Raw genomic sequence first — 15,603 nt, forward strand, 5'->3', positions numbered from 1 at the left:
GGCCAAATCGGTGCAGATCGGATTACTCGACCAGGGACCAGTCCAGCGGCGTACCACGCTTGATCGGTGACCGCGCGCGGCGGCCGAGGACAGCATCGGCATGCTTGGGCGGCAGACCGAGACCGGGACGAATGGCGCGCAGGTTGGCCGCCGTGAAAGGCTCTCCGGCTGCCATATCGGCCGTGACATAGAGTGAGCGGCGGTAGACCAGAGACTTCTGCTCGGCTTCGGTCACCCCGTAATGCACCTGGCCCATGGCCTGCCAGGCACGCTCGGTTTCGACCACCAGACTGGCCAGCTCCGCAGGCTCCAGGGAGAAACTGGCATCCACGCCGCCCGCCGAGCGGTCGAGGGTAAAGTGTTTTTCCACCACCGTCGCCCCCAGTGCCACGGCCGCTACCGACACGCCGACCCCCATCGAATGATCCGACAGACCGACCTGACAACCGAACAATTCACGCAAATGCGGGATAGTGCGCACATTGCTGTTGAGCGGCGTCGCCGGGTAGGTGCTGGTGCATTTGAGCAACACCAGATCCTTGCACCCGGCCTCACGGGCAGCGCGCACGGTTTCGTCGAGTTCGGCGATGCTGGCCATGCCGGTGGAAATGATCAGCGGTTTGCCAGTGGCCGCGACACGACGAATCAGCGGCAGATCGGTGTTTTCGAAACTGGCGATCTTATAGGCCGGGACATCAAGGTTTTCAAGAAAGTCCACGGCGCTGTCATCGAACGGCGTCGAAAACGCGAGCATGCCCAATTCCTTGGCCCGGGCGAAGATCGGCGCGTGCCATTCCCACGGGGTGTGGGCCTTTTCGTAGAGATCGTAAAGCGACGTGCCGGCCCACAGGCTGTGCGGATCCTTGATGAAAAATTCACCTTCCGAAAGATCCAGGGTCATGGTGTCGGCGGTGTAGGTTTGCAGCTTCAAGGCGTGGGCACCGGACCTGGCCGCCGCTTCGACAATCTGCAGGGCGACGTCCAGCGACTGGTTATGGTTGCCGCTCATTTCGGCAATGATGAACGGTGGTGCATCGGCACCGACAAGGCGGTCGCCAATCCTGAAACTGTTCATGAGCGGGGTTCCTTCAATTCCCTGGTGAACGCGCAGGCATTTTGGGTGAAACCTGCGTCACGAAATACATTGAGCGAGGCCAGATTGGCCGGCAAGACCTGCGCGGTGATCGCAGTCATCTGCGGCCAGTGTGCAGTGACGAACGCCTCGCCCCGCGCCAGCAGCGCCCTGCCCCAGCCGAGACCGAAACGCCCCTCCAGCACATACAGCGAAACTTCAGCGTCGAAGCCGCGCAGATCGTAGCGCAACACCCCGACCGGGCCGTCATCGGCCTCGGCAATCAACAGCAAGCGTTGAGGATTGCGCAAACTCGCGTCGAGCCAGTTCAGATGCTGCGACCACCCGATCACGCCACTCTCCAGTGACCAGCGACGCACCGCCTCGGCATTGCGCCCGTCGAACAGCAACTGCGCATCGTCCGGCGTCGCCTTGCGCAGCCTGAGTACGGCGCCGGCCAATGCCGCCGCCACCCGCAATGCACCGCGTCCGTCGACCAATTGGCGCGAGCGCTCGGCCAGGCTTTGGCGCAGGTAGAAATTGTCGACGACAAACCCGATGGCATCACGCAGTTGCGCGACGCTGACCTGCTCGCGGGCGCCCATGAAGACATGGGCACCGGCCGCTGCCATGACTTCGCCGTTGTTCTGCTGGTTATTCGACACGGCGATGCAAATCGTCGGCAGGCCCAAGGCCGCGCGCTCCCAACTGGTGCCACCGCCGGCGCCGATGAACAGGTCGGCTTCGGTCATGCGCCGATGAAAGTCACTGACGAAACTGTGCAGCCGCCAGTTCGGCCGATTCTCGGCCAGTGCCTGCATCTCGGCCCATGCCGGGTTGTCGGCACCGGCGACGAAGTCCACTTCCAGCCCGGAAAAATCCGCCAGCGCCAGCATCGCGTGATGGGTCTGTCGGGCGGCATCGAAACCACCGAAGTTCACCAACACCCGCCGCGCCACGGGTTTGATCTCGATGGCCGGGCCACTGAACTCTTCGCGCAGCATGGCGAATCGCGGCCCAAGCAAGGTACGGCAACCGGCCGGCAGCAGCGGTTGATAGTTTTCACTGAGCCCGGAAAGATTCTGATTGAGCAGCAGATCCACGCTGTAGCGCCGGGTCGCCAGATCATCCACGGCAGCGATGCGCGAGCCGAAACGGCGCGCAGCGGTCTGCCAGTGGTGATCGAGACCGTAATGGTCGGCGATGATCCAGTCGAATGCGGCCTGTCCTTCCAGCTGCGTCGCCAGTGCATCGATATCCGCCTGCCACGGCAGCATCGACTCGATGGCCTGATGTGGATCTTCGTCGATATAGCGACCAGGCAGCGCAAAGGTCTCGAAGCCCTCGGCCTGCAACGTCTCCAGCCGATTACCGGGCAACCGGCGACAGGCGAACGCGACATGGCTGCCCTGTGCGCGCAGCACTCGCGCCAGCGTCAGACAACGGGCGATATGGCCACTGCCGATGGTCGGCGAGGCGTCGGCGCGAATCAGCACTCTCATTGCAGCTCCCCGCCGGCCTTGAGCGCGGCGTAGAGGTATTCGGCGCGTTTCCAGTCTTCTGCGGTGTCGATGTCCTGCACCAGATGCCGGGGCAGGATCACCGGCAGGCTGGCCGGTGAATACAGAATCTCGCCACGCAGCCACGCCTGGCTGCGGCCCCAATAGAACTGGCCGGCATCCTGAAAGGCAGGTGGCAGATCCTGCGAACGGGTATCGCGAAATTCGGGGTACAGCGCCATCAACGCGCCCTGCCCGTCAAGGGTCAAGGCACGCTGCACCGGAAAACCGAAATCGGTGACGGAAAAAGCAAAGGACTTGTCCGGATGCTGCGCCAGCAACTCAAAGCCCTGACGCAGAAACCGCGCCTGCAACAGTGGCGCCGTGGCGTACACACAGCAGGCGTAATCAAAGTGCGGCAGTTGCTGCAAGGCATGCACGATCACCTGCGCAGTGCCGGTGAAATCATCGGCCAGCTGCGCCGGACGCATGAACGGCACGTGAGCACCATGAGCCCGCGCCAGCTCGGCGATCTCTGCGTCGTCGGTGCTGACCACCACTTGCTCGAACAACCCCGAATCCAGCGCCGTGCGAATCGAACGGACAATCATCGGCACACCGTCGAACGGCTTGAGATTCTTGCGCGGTATGCGTTTGCTACCGCCGCGGGCCGGGATGATTGCGACGTTGCTCAAGGGCGTTTTTCCAACAGGAACCAGGTGACGTCATCCAGCGGGAATTGCGGATCGCGGTGATAACCGAAACCGTAATCCAGCAGTTGCAGATGCGGATAGCGATCAAGCATTTCCCCGGCGAAATCGCGCTTGAACAGCTTGCCGCTGTTACCGCGATAGGACACTTCCACCGGTGACGGATTGTAATACTCGGCGATCAGGATGTAGCGCCGGCTCAGCTCGTACAACTGCGCATAGGCGGTCGGCAACAGCTCCGGTGCCAGATGAATCAGCACGCCTTTGCTGAGTGTCAGGTCGAAGGTTCGTTCGCGGGGGAAATCGAACAACGAGCCGTGCCAGATTGTTGCGATATCCAGCGCACGCGCCTGAGCGCAGGCGCTGGCGTTGATCTCGACGCCAGACAGTTCGCAGTGCGGCAACAGCTGTCGCAACGCCTGCAAGTTGTTGCCGGCGTTGGTGCCCAGTTCCAGCAGGCTGTCGATCCGCCCGGCCCGTGTCAGGGCCTTGGCGAACAACGCCAGATTGGCCGCCACCAACGGTTGTCCGATGTTGCGCTCGACGTACTGGTTGCCGAATTCGCCCTGCCAGAAGTATTCCTGTTCGCTCAGATCACGCATTGCCGTTTTCCATCCACCGCGACAGCGGCACTTATTCAGTCAACCGACGCAGTTGCTCGACCACGTAATCCTGCTGCTGATCACTCAGCAGCGGAAACAGCGGCAGGCTGATCGCTTCGGCGTAATAACGCTCGGCCTCGGGAAAGTCTCCCTCGGCAAAACCCTGTTCACGATAGTAAGGCTGCAGATGCACCGGAATGTAATGCAGATTCACACCGACCCCGGCCGCACGCAAACCTTCGAACACCTGACGGTGGCTGAGGCTGATGCGCTCGGTCTGCAAGCGCACCACATAAAGATGCCAGGCCGATTCTGCGTCCGCCTGGATCCCCGGAAGGGTGAGCGGCAAATACGCCAGGAGGCGGTCATAACGTGCGGCCAACTCGCGGCGACGGGCGATGAATTCGTCCAGTTTGCTCAACTGTGACAGACCCAGCGCGGCTTGCAGATCGGTGATCCGGTAGTTGAAGCCCAGCTCGATCTGCTGGTAATACCACGGTCCGTGGCTGGATTCGGTCATTTGCTGCGGATCGCGGGTCATGCCGTGGCTGCGAAGGCGTTGCAGATGCTCGGCCAGCTCCGGGCGATTGGTCAGCACCATACCGCCTTCGCCGCTGGTGACGATCTTCACCGGGTGGAAACTGAATACCGTCATTGCCGCAAATTCGCCACAGCCCACAGGACGCCCGGCGTAACTGGCGCCGACCGCGTGGGAGGCATCTTCGATCACGGTGAAGTTGTAGCGCTCGGCCAATCCGGCAATGCGCCGCATGTCGCAGCTCTGCCCGGAGAACGCCACCGCCACCAGCACTTTGGGCAAGGTGCCGTCGCGTTCGGCGGTGTCGAGTTTGCTGGCCAGCCGCTCGGCATCGAGGTTCCAGGTCAGCGGATCGATGTCGACGAAATCAACGTCGGCGCCGCAGTAACGGCCGCAGTTGGCCGACGCTAAAAAGGTGTTCGGCGTGGTCCACAAACGGTCGCCCGGACCGAGCCCCGCCGCCAGGCAGGCAATGTGCAACGCAGCGGTGGCGTTGCACACCGCGACCGCGAAATCCGCCTGGCAACGCTCGGCCATGGCTTGCTCGAAGCGCTCGATGGTCGGCCCCTGGGTCAACCAGTCGGACTGCAACACCTCGACGACCGCGTCGATATCCGCCTGATCGAGGCTTTGCCGACCATACGGAATCATATCGACAGCTTCGCGTGCAGGTCGGCGATCTGCCCGACCGAGAGGAAATGCGGGTTGGTGTCGGAGCGATACTCAAAGTCCTCGCCCACCGGCCGCCCCTGCTCGCCGAGTCTGTCGACGGCAAAATCGACATCGACACTGGTGAAACGGATCGAAGGCTGAATCGTGTAGTGATCTTCGAACTCCAGGGTCATCCGCGCATCGTCCAGCGGCACCATCAGTTCGTGCAGCTTTTCCCCCGGACGGATGCCGACGTTCTTGTGTGGCAGATGCCCGGCCATGCCCCGGGCCAGATCGACAATGCGGATCGACGGGATCTTCGGCACGAACACTTCACCCCCATGCATCCGCGCAAAACTGTCGAGGACGAATTGCACGCCGTGATCGAGGGTGATCCAGAAACGGGTCATGCGCTCGTCGGTGATCGGCAGTTCTTTCGCGCCACCGGCGATCAGCTGGCTGAAGAACGGCACCACCGAACCACGCGAGCCGGCCACGTTGCCATAGCGCACCACGGCAAACCGCGTCTGTTGCTCACCGGCAATGTTGTTGGCCGCGACGAACAATTTGTCCGACAGCAACTTGGTGGCGCCGTACAGGTTGATCGGGCTCGCGGCCTTGTCGGTGGACAGCGCGACGACTTTCTTCACACCGTTGTCGATGGCGGCGGTGATGATGTTCTCCGCGCCATTGACGTTGGTGCGGATGCACTCGGTGGGGTTGTACTCCGCCGCCGGCACCTGCTTGAGCGCCGCCGCATGCACCACGTAATCGATGCCGCGCATGGCCTGGCGCAGACGCTCGCCGTCGCGCACATCGCCGAGGAAGTAACGCATGCACGGCGCGTTGAACGTCTGCTGCATTTCGTACTGTTTAAGCTCATCCCGGGAGAACACCACCACGCGTTTGGGCTGGTATTGCTCGAGCAGGCGCGCAATGAATTTGCGCCCGAACGAGCCTGTACCACCGGAGATGAAAATCGATTTGCCGTTGAACATGTCTTGAGTCCCGTTCCCTGCGCGAAGGCTTAGGCAAGCAGTTGCGCCCAGTCCAGCGAAGCGCTTTCGTTGAGGGTGTAGCCTTTGCCGGTCAGGCTCAGGTTCGCGTTGTAGGCCTGGTCCCCGGCGAAGGCTGCGGCCCATTTTTCCCGCAGCGCCTCAAGCGCCTTCGGCGCCTGCGGCAGTTGGCCCGGATGCAGCACCTGCACCGACGGCGTCCACACGGTGAGGTAGCCGGCCTGCCCCGCTTTCAGGCACAGGTCGACGTCGCTGAAACCGTCCGCGAAGGTGGCGTCGTCCAGACCGTCCAGGCCTTCGAACAGCGCCTTGCGCACCATCAGGCAAACGCCCGACACCGCCGAATAGCCGTGCTCCACCGACAGGCGATACAGGTATCCGTCAGCATCATGTTTTTCGCCGATGAAGGCTGAACCGACCCCGCCGTTCAGGCCCAGGATCAGGCCGGCCTGGCTGACCTTGCCGTCGCGGTCGACCAGTTTCGCCCCGACCACGCCGACTTCCGGACGCAGCGCGTGGTTGAGCATCGAATCGAGCCAGTTCGGGTTGACCACTTCCGCGTCGGCAGCGAGCAGTACCAGATATTCGCCCTGGGCCTGGCGGCTGGCGGCATTGATCAGCGCCGGTTCGTTCAACGGCTGTTCGGCGCGCAGCACCTGAACCTTCGGGTGCTGATAGGCGCCCAGCCAGTCATTGACTTCGGCCGACTGCTGCGCCGTCGCGGCCACCAGGATCTCGTAGTGGTGATAGCGGGTGCGCAGCAGCACGCCTTCCAGGCAGCGCTGCAAGGCAGACAGGTCGTTGCCGGCCGGCACGATCACCGACACCAGCGGGCGCTCGCTGTGGTGGTAATCGATCTGATAGATCCCCGGCGTCGAGGACGTGACCTTGGCCTTGTAGCCGCGAGTGCCCAGGTGACGCAGCAGGGCCAGGCGTTCGTGAGGGTTTTCCTCCAGCTGTGGCGCGCGGGCGATCAGCAGCGGTTCGTCGAGGTGCGCCAGGCTGTTGAGGCCGTCCTGTTCGAGGATGCGCAGCAGCACGTCGAATTCCAGCGCCTTGCTGAAGTCCGCCCGGTAACCGCCGACCGCGACCAGCGACTCACGGCGGATCAGCCAGTGACGCGCCATCATGCCCGGCAGGCTCAGCAGCAAGTCCAGGTTGAAGCCCGGACGGAACACATCCACCAGCGCGCCTTTGTCCTGGCGTTGAATCTCGTCGGTGGACACCGCGCTGCAACCGTCGGCGGCCATCAGTTCGAGGCTGGCGCGCAGCAGGCCGGCGGCGGTGAACTCGTCGCCCGCTTCGGCCAGCAGCACCCAGTCGCACGGCGACTGGCGGGCGCTCTGGTTGAGCTTCTCGACCAGATTGCCCGGCGTGACGCGGACAAAGTGCAGGGTGTTCTGCGCCGTAGTGGCGACCGGCGGCTCACCGGTGGTGAACACGACAATCCGGAATGCCTTGCACTGGCCTTCAAGCAGGCTGTCGAGGGTGACTTGCACCTTGTCGATGTCGTTGTCCAGGTCCAGCAGGAAAACGCCGAACTGCGGGCCACCGCCGTTGACCGCCAGATGTTCGGCAATCGCTCCGAGCTGTGCAGCCTCCGGCCGGCGCGAACCCAGCCATTTGAGCAGTTTGCCGGACTGCATCTTCTCGAACGTCGGACAGTGATCTTCCAGGGTCAAGGCCTCCAGGCGCGCCAGCCAGTCGCGTGTCTTCTGCGCCTCTTCGTCTTCGCCCGCCTGCTCCAGTTGCGCCAGCAGGCGCTTGAGCACTTCGCGGTTGAAGGCGTTGAGGTCGTGAGCCTGCCACAGACGGTCAAGCACGCTCTCGGCGGTGTCGTTGTTGCGCGCCTGCAGCAAGTGAGCCTGACGGGTCCACACACCTTCCAGGCCGTTCAGCTGGACGCGGCCGGCCGGCATGGCGTGGAGCATGAATTCGATCTGCTCCAGGCGATCGAAGAAGGCCTGGTTGTAGAACGGCATTTCCACGTACTGCAGCGGTCCGAACCGACGGTCCGGACGCTTGAGCGCCTGGTGCCACGTGGACTGGATAATCAGCTCGGCGGTCAGTGCACGGCCCGATTGCAGGCTGTCGACCATCGCTTCGAAACTCTGCAGGGCGAAGGCCTTGCCTTGCTCTGCATCCAGTCCCTGAATGCCGGTGGGCAACGACGCCAGGAACTCGGCGAACGCCTCGCGCTCGGCCACCGACCTGGCGTCCATGTAGGTCAGCGAGTGGTACACCTCGGTGCTGTGCTCGGAGTTGCCGTAGTTGATTTCGCGCACCACGTAAGGGATCGGCAGGATCCGCGCCTTGGCGCAGGCCAGCATGTAGTACACATGGCCGATCTCCTGCCACTGGAAACTGGTGCCTTCCGGCATCGCCGCATGCCAGGACTTCATCAGCTCGGTACGGGTCACCGCGTAGAACGGCGGGATGTACTGGCTCATGTAATCGATGACGCGATCCTGGGCCCGCTCGGAGGCATAGTCCTCGCAGACTTTCTTGTCGCGGCGGTAGTAGCTCACGTCACCGGCCAGGGTCAGGTACATCAGGCAGTAGCCGTGGCACATGCCGTAGTCGGGATGGTCTTGCAGGAAGCCCACGGACTCGGCCAGCGAATCGTGCAGGATGAAGTCATCGTCCGCCGCCAGCACGGTGTACGGCGTGGTCACGCGCTCCACGCCATAGGCCAGCTTGGCCTGCATGCCCCAATAGGCGAACTGCGGCACGTGGTGATAGTCGACGGCGGAAAAGTCGCCTTCAGGCAATTCCGGACTCGAGTCCAGCACCATGATCCTGCAAGGCAAGGCGCTGTAATACTTCACCGCCCGGCGCAGGAACGCCGGACGATTATGGGTAAACAGCACCACGGTCAACAGCTCATTGAGCACCGGCGCCTGTTCCGAACCGTACTTGCCTTGCATAACCTCTCCCCACTACCGGCGAATCGCCAAATCTACGCTTTGATGATGTTTCGATTAACGCACGCGACGCAGGTAACCGTCCGGCGCCACGGTGATCAGCAGCTTGTTCTGCAACTGAACGTCGATTTCGAAATCCTTGTTCTCTTCCAGGTATTTCCAGACGGCGGTCTTCGGGTTGTCGCCCGGGCCCCATGGACGATCCGGGAAGAAATCGGCCGGCATGTCTTCAACCACGGTGTCCATCACCACGCAGTAGCTGTCGACCGAAACCAGTGGCGCATAGAGGCGCAGCTCTTCGAGCACGTGGTCGTGGGTGTGGTTGGAATCGAGCACCAGAATGACTTTCTTGCCTTCAGCGGCAGCACGCACCTGAGCGGCGATGGCCGGGTCGATGCTCGAGCCCTCGATCATCTTGATGCGTTTGCTCATCGGGTGGCTTTCGATGGCTTCGCGGTTGTGCGGGCGAATGTCGAGGTCGACGCCCAGCACTTCGCCGTGGCCTTGCAGCTCCAGCAGCGAGGCGTAGTAGATGATCGAACCGCCGTGGGCGATGCCGCACTCGATGACCAGATCCGGCTTCACCTGCCAGATGATTTCCTGCATCGCCATCATGTCTTGCGGCAACTGGATGATCGGACGGCCCATCCACGAGAAGTGGTAGCTGTACTTGTGTTTGGCGGACTCATTGAAGAAGTCACGGGCCAGGCCGGTGAGTTTCTGATCGTCACCCTGCTGGGCGATCTGCTCGCGGCACTCGGCTTCGAAGGCTTTGTTGATGCTGTTGTCGGTCATTTTCAAAATCTCAAGGGTCACTGGAACGAAGCGCTGTCGACGGCGTGATAGACGTAACGTCCACCGGTCATCCGCTTGATCTCTTCGAGGTAATTGGAATTCATCACAAACAGGTTGGCGCCCTCGGGCAAGGCGTCCATCGCCTCCTGGGGCGAGGACACCCGGGCGCCGCTCAGGGGCAGGTAGCGCCCCTGTTTGGCCGGGTTGATATCGACCACGCGATCCACCGCCACGCCCGCCCGTTGCAGGAACAGCGAATAGATCACGCCTTTGGAAGACGCCCCCCAGATCGCCGAACCCTTTCCGGGTGCGGCCTGGATGATCTGCACCGCACGGTCGAGGCTGGCGGTGAAATCGTCCGGCAATGCCAGGCGTGGCACCGGTTGTTCCGGGTTCAGGCGCAATGTGGCAAGGTCGGCGACGATGTACAGGTATTGGCCGCCGAACAGGTGGCCGGCCTCGTGCACGGTGCCGAACATCCGGCGCAGGTCGTCGAGGCGGAAATAATTGACGTGCTCGTAGAACAGGTCGAACCAGGCGCGGTGTTCGAGGATCCAGTCGAAGCACGGCACTTCGATGTAGATCTGCCCGCCGCCCTGATTGGCTTCGGCGATCACCGCCAGAAAGCCCAGCGGATCCTGAATGTGCTCCAGTACATGGCGCAGCACGATGGCGTCCGCTTCCAGACCCAGGCCACGGGTGAACGGGGCCTTGATCACGTCGGCGTTGTCGCCTTCGTAAGCCGGGTCGATACCGGTGATGCGGTAGCCCAGGCCCTTGAGCAGCTCAAGGAAGTAGCCCTTGCCGCAGCCGACCTCGATCAGTTCCTGACCCTTGAAGTGCTTGGCGATGATGCCCTCGACGTCGTGCAGGTGCTTCTGGAACTGGCCGGAATGGGCCTGCTCGTTCTGGTAGTCGGCGTCGTAGCTGAGCTTGTCGGCGTCGAACGCTGCGTTGAAGATCAGACCGCTGCGCTCATCCTGCACCAGCAACATGTCGGCACTAGCCGACGCCTTCGCCGATTCGGGATCGGCAAAGGTGCGGTTCTGCAGCACCGGCAGGTCGGTGACCCGATACAACTCGTGCCTCATTGCGACTCTCCCAATAACTGTTGCAGACGCTCGGTCACCGCCCAGAACGCCAGCGGTTCGTGGGTCGGATACGGATAATGACCAAGGTTCAGGCCGATGGACGCGCCGCGCTCGCGCACACGCTGTTCGACCAGCGCACGCACTGAAACCGGCTGGCCGCTGGCGCAGTTGAGCGTGCCGTCGAAATCGCGCTTGTGCAGGATCGCGGCGAGATGCGCGGCGGCGGTTTCAATCGCCAGAAAATCCCGTAACTGTTCACCGGCCGACATGTTGAACGTCGGCTCACCCGCATCGATCGCCCGGTCCAGCGCCGCCAGCAGGCTGTTGGGGTTCTGTCCGGTGCCATGCAGATAGAACAGCCGCACCCATTGCAGGGTGAACGGATGCTCCTGCTGCAGATTTTGCAGAAACAGGTGCAGGGTGTGCTTGGCCAGCCCGTAGGGATTGGCTGGCTGCGCATCGTTCATTTCGCTCAGCGGGCCGCTCTGCATGCCGTATTCAAAGCAGGTGCCGGTCACCAGTACCTGCTTCACTCCCGCCTTGACCGCATCCTTGATGAAGCGGTAATCGGCCATCAGGTTGTGCTCGAAATGAAACAGTGCCCGATAGTTCGGCAGCCCCGGCCATGCCAGGTGTACAAGTGCATCGACCCCCTCGGTCAGCGCGTCGATGTCCAGGTCGGCGGCGTGAATATCCGCGCTGACGAACTCGACGTCATTGATCCACGGCATGCTGGCGGCAGTCTGCTCACTGCGCGCCACTGCCCGCACCGTGCAGCCATGCCCCAGCAACGCCGCGACCAGATGACGACCGACGAAGCCCGTGGCTCCGGTGACCAGAACCTTCACAGCACACTCAACTCAGGCACGGCGATCACGAAGCGGCCGTCCCACTGGCGTACCTGAGCCAGTTGCTGACTGACTTCGTGTAACAGGTTCCAGGGCAGCACCAGCACGTAATCCGGTTTTTCGATATCGATCTGCACTGGCGCCACGATCGGGATGCGACTGCCCGGCAGACATTTGCCCTGCTTGTGCGGGTTGGCATCGGCGACCCAGGCCAGCAGATCCGGTTTGACCCCGGCGTAGTTGAGCAAGGTGTTGCCCTTGGCGGCAGCGCCATAACCGACTACACGCTTGCCATCGGCCTTGGCCTGCAACAGAAAACGCAGCAGATCATGTTTGATGCGTTCGGCGGCCGGTGCCAGCGTGGCGTAGTACTCGGGAGTTTTCACACCCGCGTCGAGTTCGGCCTGCAACTGCTGTTGCACCGCGGGTTGCACAGCGCGGCGTTCGCCGTCCTTGCGCTGCACGAACACCCGCAGCGATCCGCCATGGGTGGTCAGCTGGCTGACGTCGAACACTTCCAGACCGTTGCGCTCGCACAGCGTCTGCACGGCAGTCAGGGACAGGTAGGAATAGTGTTCGTGGTACAGCGTGTCGAACTGCGCGCCGGCCATCAGCGCCAGCAATTGCGGGAATTCGAACGTGGCGACGCCGGTCGGCTTGAGCAGCGTGGCGAAACCACCGAGGAAGTCATTGATGTCCGGCACATGGGCCAGCACGTTGTTGGCGGCCATCAGGTCGGCGGACCAGCCTTCGCTTTTCAGCTGTGCGGCGGTGTCGCGGCCGAAGAACAGCTCACGAATTTCCAGGCCTTTTTCCCGTGCCGCCTGCGCGGTGCTGCGGGTCGGTTCCACGCCCATACACGGGATGCCGCGAGCGGCCACGTATTGCAGCAGGTAGCCGTCGTTGGCGGCGACCTCGACGACCCGGCTGTCAGCGGTCAGGCCGAAGCGCTCGGTCATCTCGGCCACATAACGCTCGGCGTGGGCCAGCCAGGTGCTGGAGAACGAGCTGAAGTAGGCGTACTCGGCGTCGAACAGGCTGTCGGCGCGGGTGTAATCCTCGGTCTGCACCAGCCAGCATTGCTGGCACACGGCGACCTTCAGCGGCACCCATTGCTCGGCCTGCTCCAGCCGATCGGCATGCACGTAGGCGTTGGACGGTGGCGAGGTGCCGAGGTCGATCAGCGGCAGGCTCAGCGGTGCGGCGCACCCACGGCAATTCATAGACGCACTCCAGCAAAGTGTTGATCGAGCGCGGGATGGCTGGAATCACGCGCTGACAAATTATTGACAGGCAACGGCCAGGCAATCGCCAGCCGTGGATCGTTCACCGACAGACCGCCCTCGTGCTCAGGCGCGTAATCGGCGCTGTGCAGGTAAAGCAGTTCGGCATCGTCGGTGAGGGTCTGGAAACCGTGGGCGAAACCGGCGGGGATCAACAGGCTGCGACCGTCGCCGGCCTTCAGGTGCTCGGCGTGCCAGTGCAGGAAGGTTTCGGAATCCGGGCGCAGGTCCACCGCCACGTCCCACACTTCACCGCGCAGGCAGGTGATCAGTTTGGCTTCCGGCGCGTTGGCGTTCTGGTAATGCAGACCGCGCACGCTGCCCTTCTCGCGGGTGCAGGAGTGGTTGATCTGGCGGATGTGAAATTCACTGCCAAACGCCTTCAGGCTGCCCTCGCAGAACAGCCGGGCGAAGTGCCCGCGCTGATCTTCGAAACGCTTGTGCCGCACATTGAACAGCCCCGCCAGCGGCAAGGCTTGCAAGGAAAATTCACTCACAGTGCGCCCCGGTACAGGTTCAGTTGCCCCAGGGTCACGGTGCGCATGTCGTCACCGTTCTGCCACGCCAGATGCCAGTCGAGGGTCTGGGTCAGGCATTGCTGCAACGTCCAGCGCGGTTGCCAGCCCAGCACCTGACGGGCGCGGCTGCTGTCCAGGCGCAGCAGGCCGGCTTCGTGCAGCTCGCTCGGTTCGATGCGCAGACCCCGGGCCTGTGGCCAGCGATTGGCAAGCAGTTCAACCACTTCGCCGACGCTGCACATGTCCGCTTCGCCCGGGCCGAAGTTCCACGCCCCGGCGTATTCCGGACCTTCTTCGTAGAGCCCGGCGGCCAGTTGCAGGTAGCCGGCCAGTGGCTCCAGCGCGTGTTGCCAGGGACGCACGGCTTGCGGGTAGCGCAGGGTCACCGGCTCGTCTGCGGACCAGGCTTTCAGTACATCGGGAATCAGCCGTTCAGGAGCGAAATCACCGCCGCCCAGCACGTTGCCGGCGCGGGCGGTGGCCAGCGCCAGGCCGTGTTCGGCGTACTTGTCCGCCGGAAAAAAGGATGCCGCGTAAGATTGCGCCAGCAACTCGCAGCACGCCTTGCTGCTGCTGTAAGGGTCGTGGCCACCGAGGGCTTCGTCTTCGCGGTACGGCCACAGCCATTCCTTGTTGGCGTAGACCTTGTCGGTGGTCACCAGCACGCAGGCCCGCACGCAACCGACCTGACGGATCGCTTCGAGCAGATTGAGGGTGCCCATGACGTTGCTGGAATAGGTACCGAGCGGATCGCGATAGCCTTCGCGCACCAGCGGCTGGGCCGCCAGGTGCAGGACGATCTCCGGCTCGGTGTCGGCGATGATTTCCAGCAAGGCGCCGAGGTCACGCAGGTCGCCGCGCTGGTCGTTGATGCCTTCGTGTACTCGCGCGAGTTCGAACAGGCTCGGCTCGGTCGAAGGGTCCAGGGAAAAACCGCTGACTTGCGCGCCGAGGCTTTGCAGCCACAGGGTCAGCCAGCTGCCCTTGAAACCGGTGTGTCCGGTGACCAGAACCCGCTTGCCGCGCCAGAACTCAGGACTCAGGCCCATTGCTTCCATGGGGCCTCCCCGCTCTGCCACAGCGCTTCGAGATGGTTCTTGTCACGCAGAGTGTCCATCGGATGCCAGAAGCCTTCGTGCTGGAACGCCTGCAACTGCTGCTCGGCGGCCAGGTTTGCCAAGGGTTCGGCTTCCCAGGAAGTCTGATCGTCCGCGATGTAAGGCAGCACCTTGGGCGAAAGGACGAAAAAGCCGCCGTTGATCCAGCCACCATCGCCCCGTGGTTTTTCGGTGAAGCCCAACACGCTGTCGCCGTCGCGCTCCAGTGCGCCATAGCGACCGGGCGGTTGCACAGCGGTGACGGTGGCGAGTCTGCCGTGGCTGCGGTGGAAATCCACCAGAGCGCCGATGTCGAGGTCGGACACGCCGTCGCCATAGGTGAAGCAGAATGCCTCTTCACCTTCCAGATAGCGTGCCGCACGGCGCAAGCGCCCCCCGGTCATGGTGTCTTCACCGGTGTCGACCAGCGTCACGCGCCATGGCTCGCTGTAGTTCTGGTGCACGTCCATGCGGTTGTTGCGCATGTCGAAGGTGACGTCGGAGGTGTGCAGGAAGTAGTTGGCGAAGAAGTCCTTGATCGCGTAGCCCTTGTAGCCGAGGCAGATCACGAAGTCGTGGATTCCGTGGGCGGAATACTGCTTCATGATGTGCCAGAGAATTGGCTTGCCGCCGATCTCGATCATCGGCTTGGGCTTGAGGTGCGACTCCTCGCTGATGCGAGTACCGAGCCCGCCCGCCAAAATTACTGCCTTCATCGTCTCCCCTCTTCTGCGTCACAGGGCTCGGCCTCGCTGTTGCGGGCCTTTGCGGCTGAACCTTTGCCAGTCCGGGCGCAGGTGAATCACCGCGAGCGCTCGTTTTATGGCGATTTGAGGGGGACTTGCAGGAAACGCGCCAGCTCTGCCGCCCCCGCGACAAGGGCGAAATCCGGGCATGAAAAAAGGGATGGACCCGTTGCCGGGCGCATCCCTTTCACTGCGTTACGTGAATGACGCGAA

General features: G+C 62.8%; 14 protein-coding genes. All 14 read right to left on the reverse strand.

Annotation, left to right across the window (positions count from 1 at the left end; translation table 11 throughout):
• Positions 1 to 22: 22 nt before the first annotated feature.
• The 14 genes from pseI to rfbF are packed head-to-tail and all read right to left on the reverse strand — an operon-like array spanning position 23 to position 15,360.
• Positions 23 to 1,075 (reverse strand): pseudaminic acid synthase, encoded by a 1,053-nt coding sequence (gene pseI / locus BBF94_RS20445; RefSeq protein WP_065260784.1) that lies wholly within the window; start codon positions 1,073 to 1,075, stop codon positions 23 to 25.
• Positions 1,072 to 2,574, reverse strand: coding sequence for a UDP-2,4-diacetamido-2,4,6-trideoxy-beta-L-altropyranose hydrolase (gene pseG / locus BBF94_RS20450; protein ID WP_065260785.1), 1,503 nt, complete (start codon positions 2,572 to 2,574; stop codon positions 1,072 to 1,074). Before pseG ends, pseI begins: the two co-directional genes overlap by 4 nt.
• The gene (gene pseF, locus BBF94_RS20455; protein ID WP_065260786.1) at positions 2,571 to 3,266 is read right to left on the reverse strand and encodes a pseudaminic acid cytidylyltransferase; all 696 of its coding nucleotides are present in this window, start codon (positions 3,264 to 3,266) and stop codon (positions 2,571 to 2,573) included. Before pseF ends, pseG begins: the two co-directional genes overlap by 4 nt.
• Entirely contained in the window at positions 3,263 to 3,883 is a 621-nt protein-coding gene (locus tag BBF94_RS20460) for a pseudaminic acid biosynthesis-associated methylase (RefSeq protein ID WP_065260787.1), read from the reverse strand. The genes pseF and BBF94_RS20460 overlap by 4 nt, the downstream gene beginning before the upstream one ends.
• A 31-nt stretch (positions 3,884 to 3,914) precedes the next feature.
• A complete protein-coding gene (gene pseC / locus BBF94_RS20465) occupies positions 3,915 to 5,072 on the reverse strand; it encodes a UDP-4-amino-4,6-dideoxy-N-acetyl-beta-L-altrosamine transaminase (RefSeq protein WP_065260788.1) in 1,158 nt (385 codons plus the stop codon).
• Entirely contained in the window at positions 5,069 to 6,070 is a 1,002-nt protein-coding gene (gene pseB / locus BBF94_RS20470) for a UDP-N-acetylglucosamine 4,6-dehydratase (inverting) (RefSeq protein WP_065260789.1), read from the reverse strand. The genes pseC and pseB overlap by 4 nt, the downstream gene beginning before the upstream one ends.
• A gap of 29 nt (positions 6,071 to 6,099) precedes the next feature.
• Entirely contained in the window at positions 6,100 to 9,015 is a 2,916-nt protein-coding gene (locus BBF94_RS20475) for a glycosyltransferase family 2 protein (protein ID WP_065260790.1), read from the reverse strand.
• Between the two features lie 54 nt (positions 9,016 to 9,069).
• Entirely contained in the window at positions 9,070 to 9,807 is a 738-nt protein-coding gene (locus BBF94_RS20480) for a cephalosporin hydroxylase family protein (protein ID WP_065260791.1), read from the reverse strand.
• A 17-nt stretch (positions 9,808 to 9,824) separates the two neighbouring features.
• Positions 9,825 to 10,898, reverse strand: a complete 1,074-nt coding sequence (locus tag BBF94_RS20485; protein ID WP_065260792.1) for a class I SAM-dependent methyltransferase — start codon at positions 10,896 to 10,898, stop codon at positions 9,825 to 9,827.
• Entirely contained in the window at positions 10,895 to 11,746 is an 852-nt protein-coding gene (locus BBF94_RS20490) for an NAD-dependent epimerase/dehydratase family protein (RefSeq protein WP_065260793.1), read from the reverse strand. Before BBF94_RS20490 ends, BBF94_RS20485 begins: the two co-directional genes overlap by 4 nt.
• The gene (locus BBF94_RS20495) at positions 11,743 to 12,969 is read right to left on the reverse strand and encodes a class I SAM-dependent methyltransferase (RefSeq protein ID WP_065260794.1); all 1,227 of its coding nucleotides are present in this window, start codon (positions 12,967 to 12,969) and stop codon (positions 11,743 to 11,745) included. Before BBF94_RS20495 ends, BBF94_RS20490 begins: the two co-directional genes overlap by 4 nt.
• Positions 12,966 to 13,526, reverse strand: a complete 561-nt coding sequence (gene rfbC / locus BBF94_RS20500; protein ID WP_065260795.1) for a dTDP-4-dehydrorhamnose 3,5-epimerase — start codon at positions 13,524 to 13,526, stop codon at positions 12,966 to 12,968. The genes BBF94_RS20495 and rfbC overlap by 4 nt, the downstream gene beginning before the upstream one ends.
• Positions 13,523 to 14,605 (reverse strand): CDP-glucose 4,6-dehydratase, encoded by a 1,083-nt coding sequence (rfbG, locus tag BBF94_RS20505; RefSeq protein WP_065260796.1) that lies wholly within the window; start codon positions 14,603 to 14,605, stop codon positions 13,523 to 13,525. Before rfbG ends, rfbC begins: the two co-directional genes overlap by 4 nt.
• Positions 14,587 to 15,360, reverse strand: a complete 774-nt coding sequence (rfbF, locus tag BBF94_RS20510) for a glucose-1-phosphate cytidylyltransferase (RefSeq protein ID WP_065260797.1) — start codon at positions 15,358 to 15,360, stop codon at positions 14,587 to 14,589. The genes rfbG and rfbF overlap by 19 nt, the downstream gene beginning before the upstream one ends.
• Positions 15,361 to 15,603: the final 243 nt, after the last annotated feature.

This window comes from Pseudomonas bananamidigenes (assembly GCF_001679645.1).
In the GTDB taxonomy this organism is placed as follows: Bacteria; Pseudomonadota; Gammaproteobacteria; order Pseudomonadales; family Pseudomonadaceae; genus Aquipseudomonas; species Aquipseudomonas bananamidigenes.

Coding starts and splice junctions, on each gene's coding strand:
- pseC (WP_065260788.1), bottom strand. CDS start 5,072: ATGATTCCGTATGGTCGGCAAAGCCTCGATCAGGCGGATATCGACGCG.
- BBF94_RS20480 (WP_065260791.1), bottom strand. CDS start 9,807: ATGACCGACAACAGCATCAACAAAGCCTTCGAAGCCGAGTGCCGCGAG.
- pseG (WP_065260785.1), bottom strand. CDS start 2,574: ATGAGAGTGCTGATTCGCGCCGACGCCTCGCCGACCATCGGCAGTGGC.
- BBF94_RS20475 (WP_065260790.1), bottom strand. CDS start 9,015: ATGCAAGGCAAGTACGGTTCGGAACAGGCGCCGGTGCTCAATGAGCTG.
- pseB (WP_065260789.1), bottom strand. CDS start 6,070: ATGTTCAACGGCAAATCGATTTTCATCTCCGGTGGTACAGGCTCGTTC.
- BBF94_RS20460 (WP_065260787.1), bottom strand. CDS start 3,883: ATGCGTGATCTGAGCGAACAGGAATACTTCTGGCAGGGCGAATTCGGC.
- BBF94_RS20485 (WP_065260792.1), bottom strand. CDS start 10,898: ATGAGGCACGAGTTGTATCGGGTCACCGACCTGCCGGTGCTGCAGAAC.
- pseI (WP_065260784.1), bottom strand. CDS start 1,075: ATGAACAGTTTCAGGATTGGCGACCGCCTTGTCGGTGCCGATGCACCA.
- BBF94_RS20495 (WP_065260794.1), bottom strand. CDS start 12,969: ATGAATTGCCGTGGGTGCGCCGCACCGCTGAGCCTGCCGCTGATCGAC.
- rfbG (WP_065260796.1), bottom strand. CDS start 14,605: ATGGAAGCAATGGGCCTGAGTCCTGAGTTCTGGCGCGGCAAGCGGGTT.
- rfbF (WP_065260797.1), bottom strand. CDS start 15,360: ATGAAGGCAGTAATTTTGGCGGGCGGGCTCGGTACTCGCATCAGCGAG.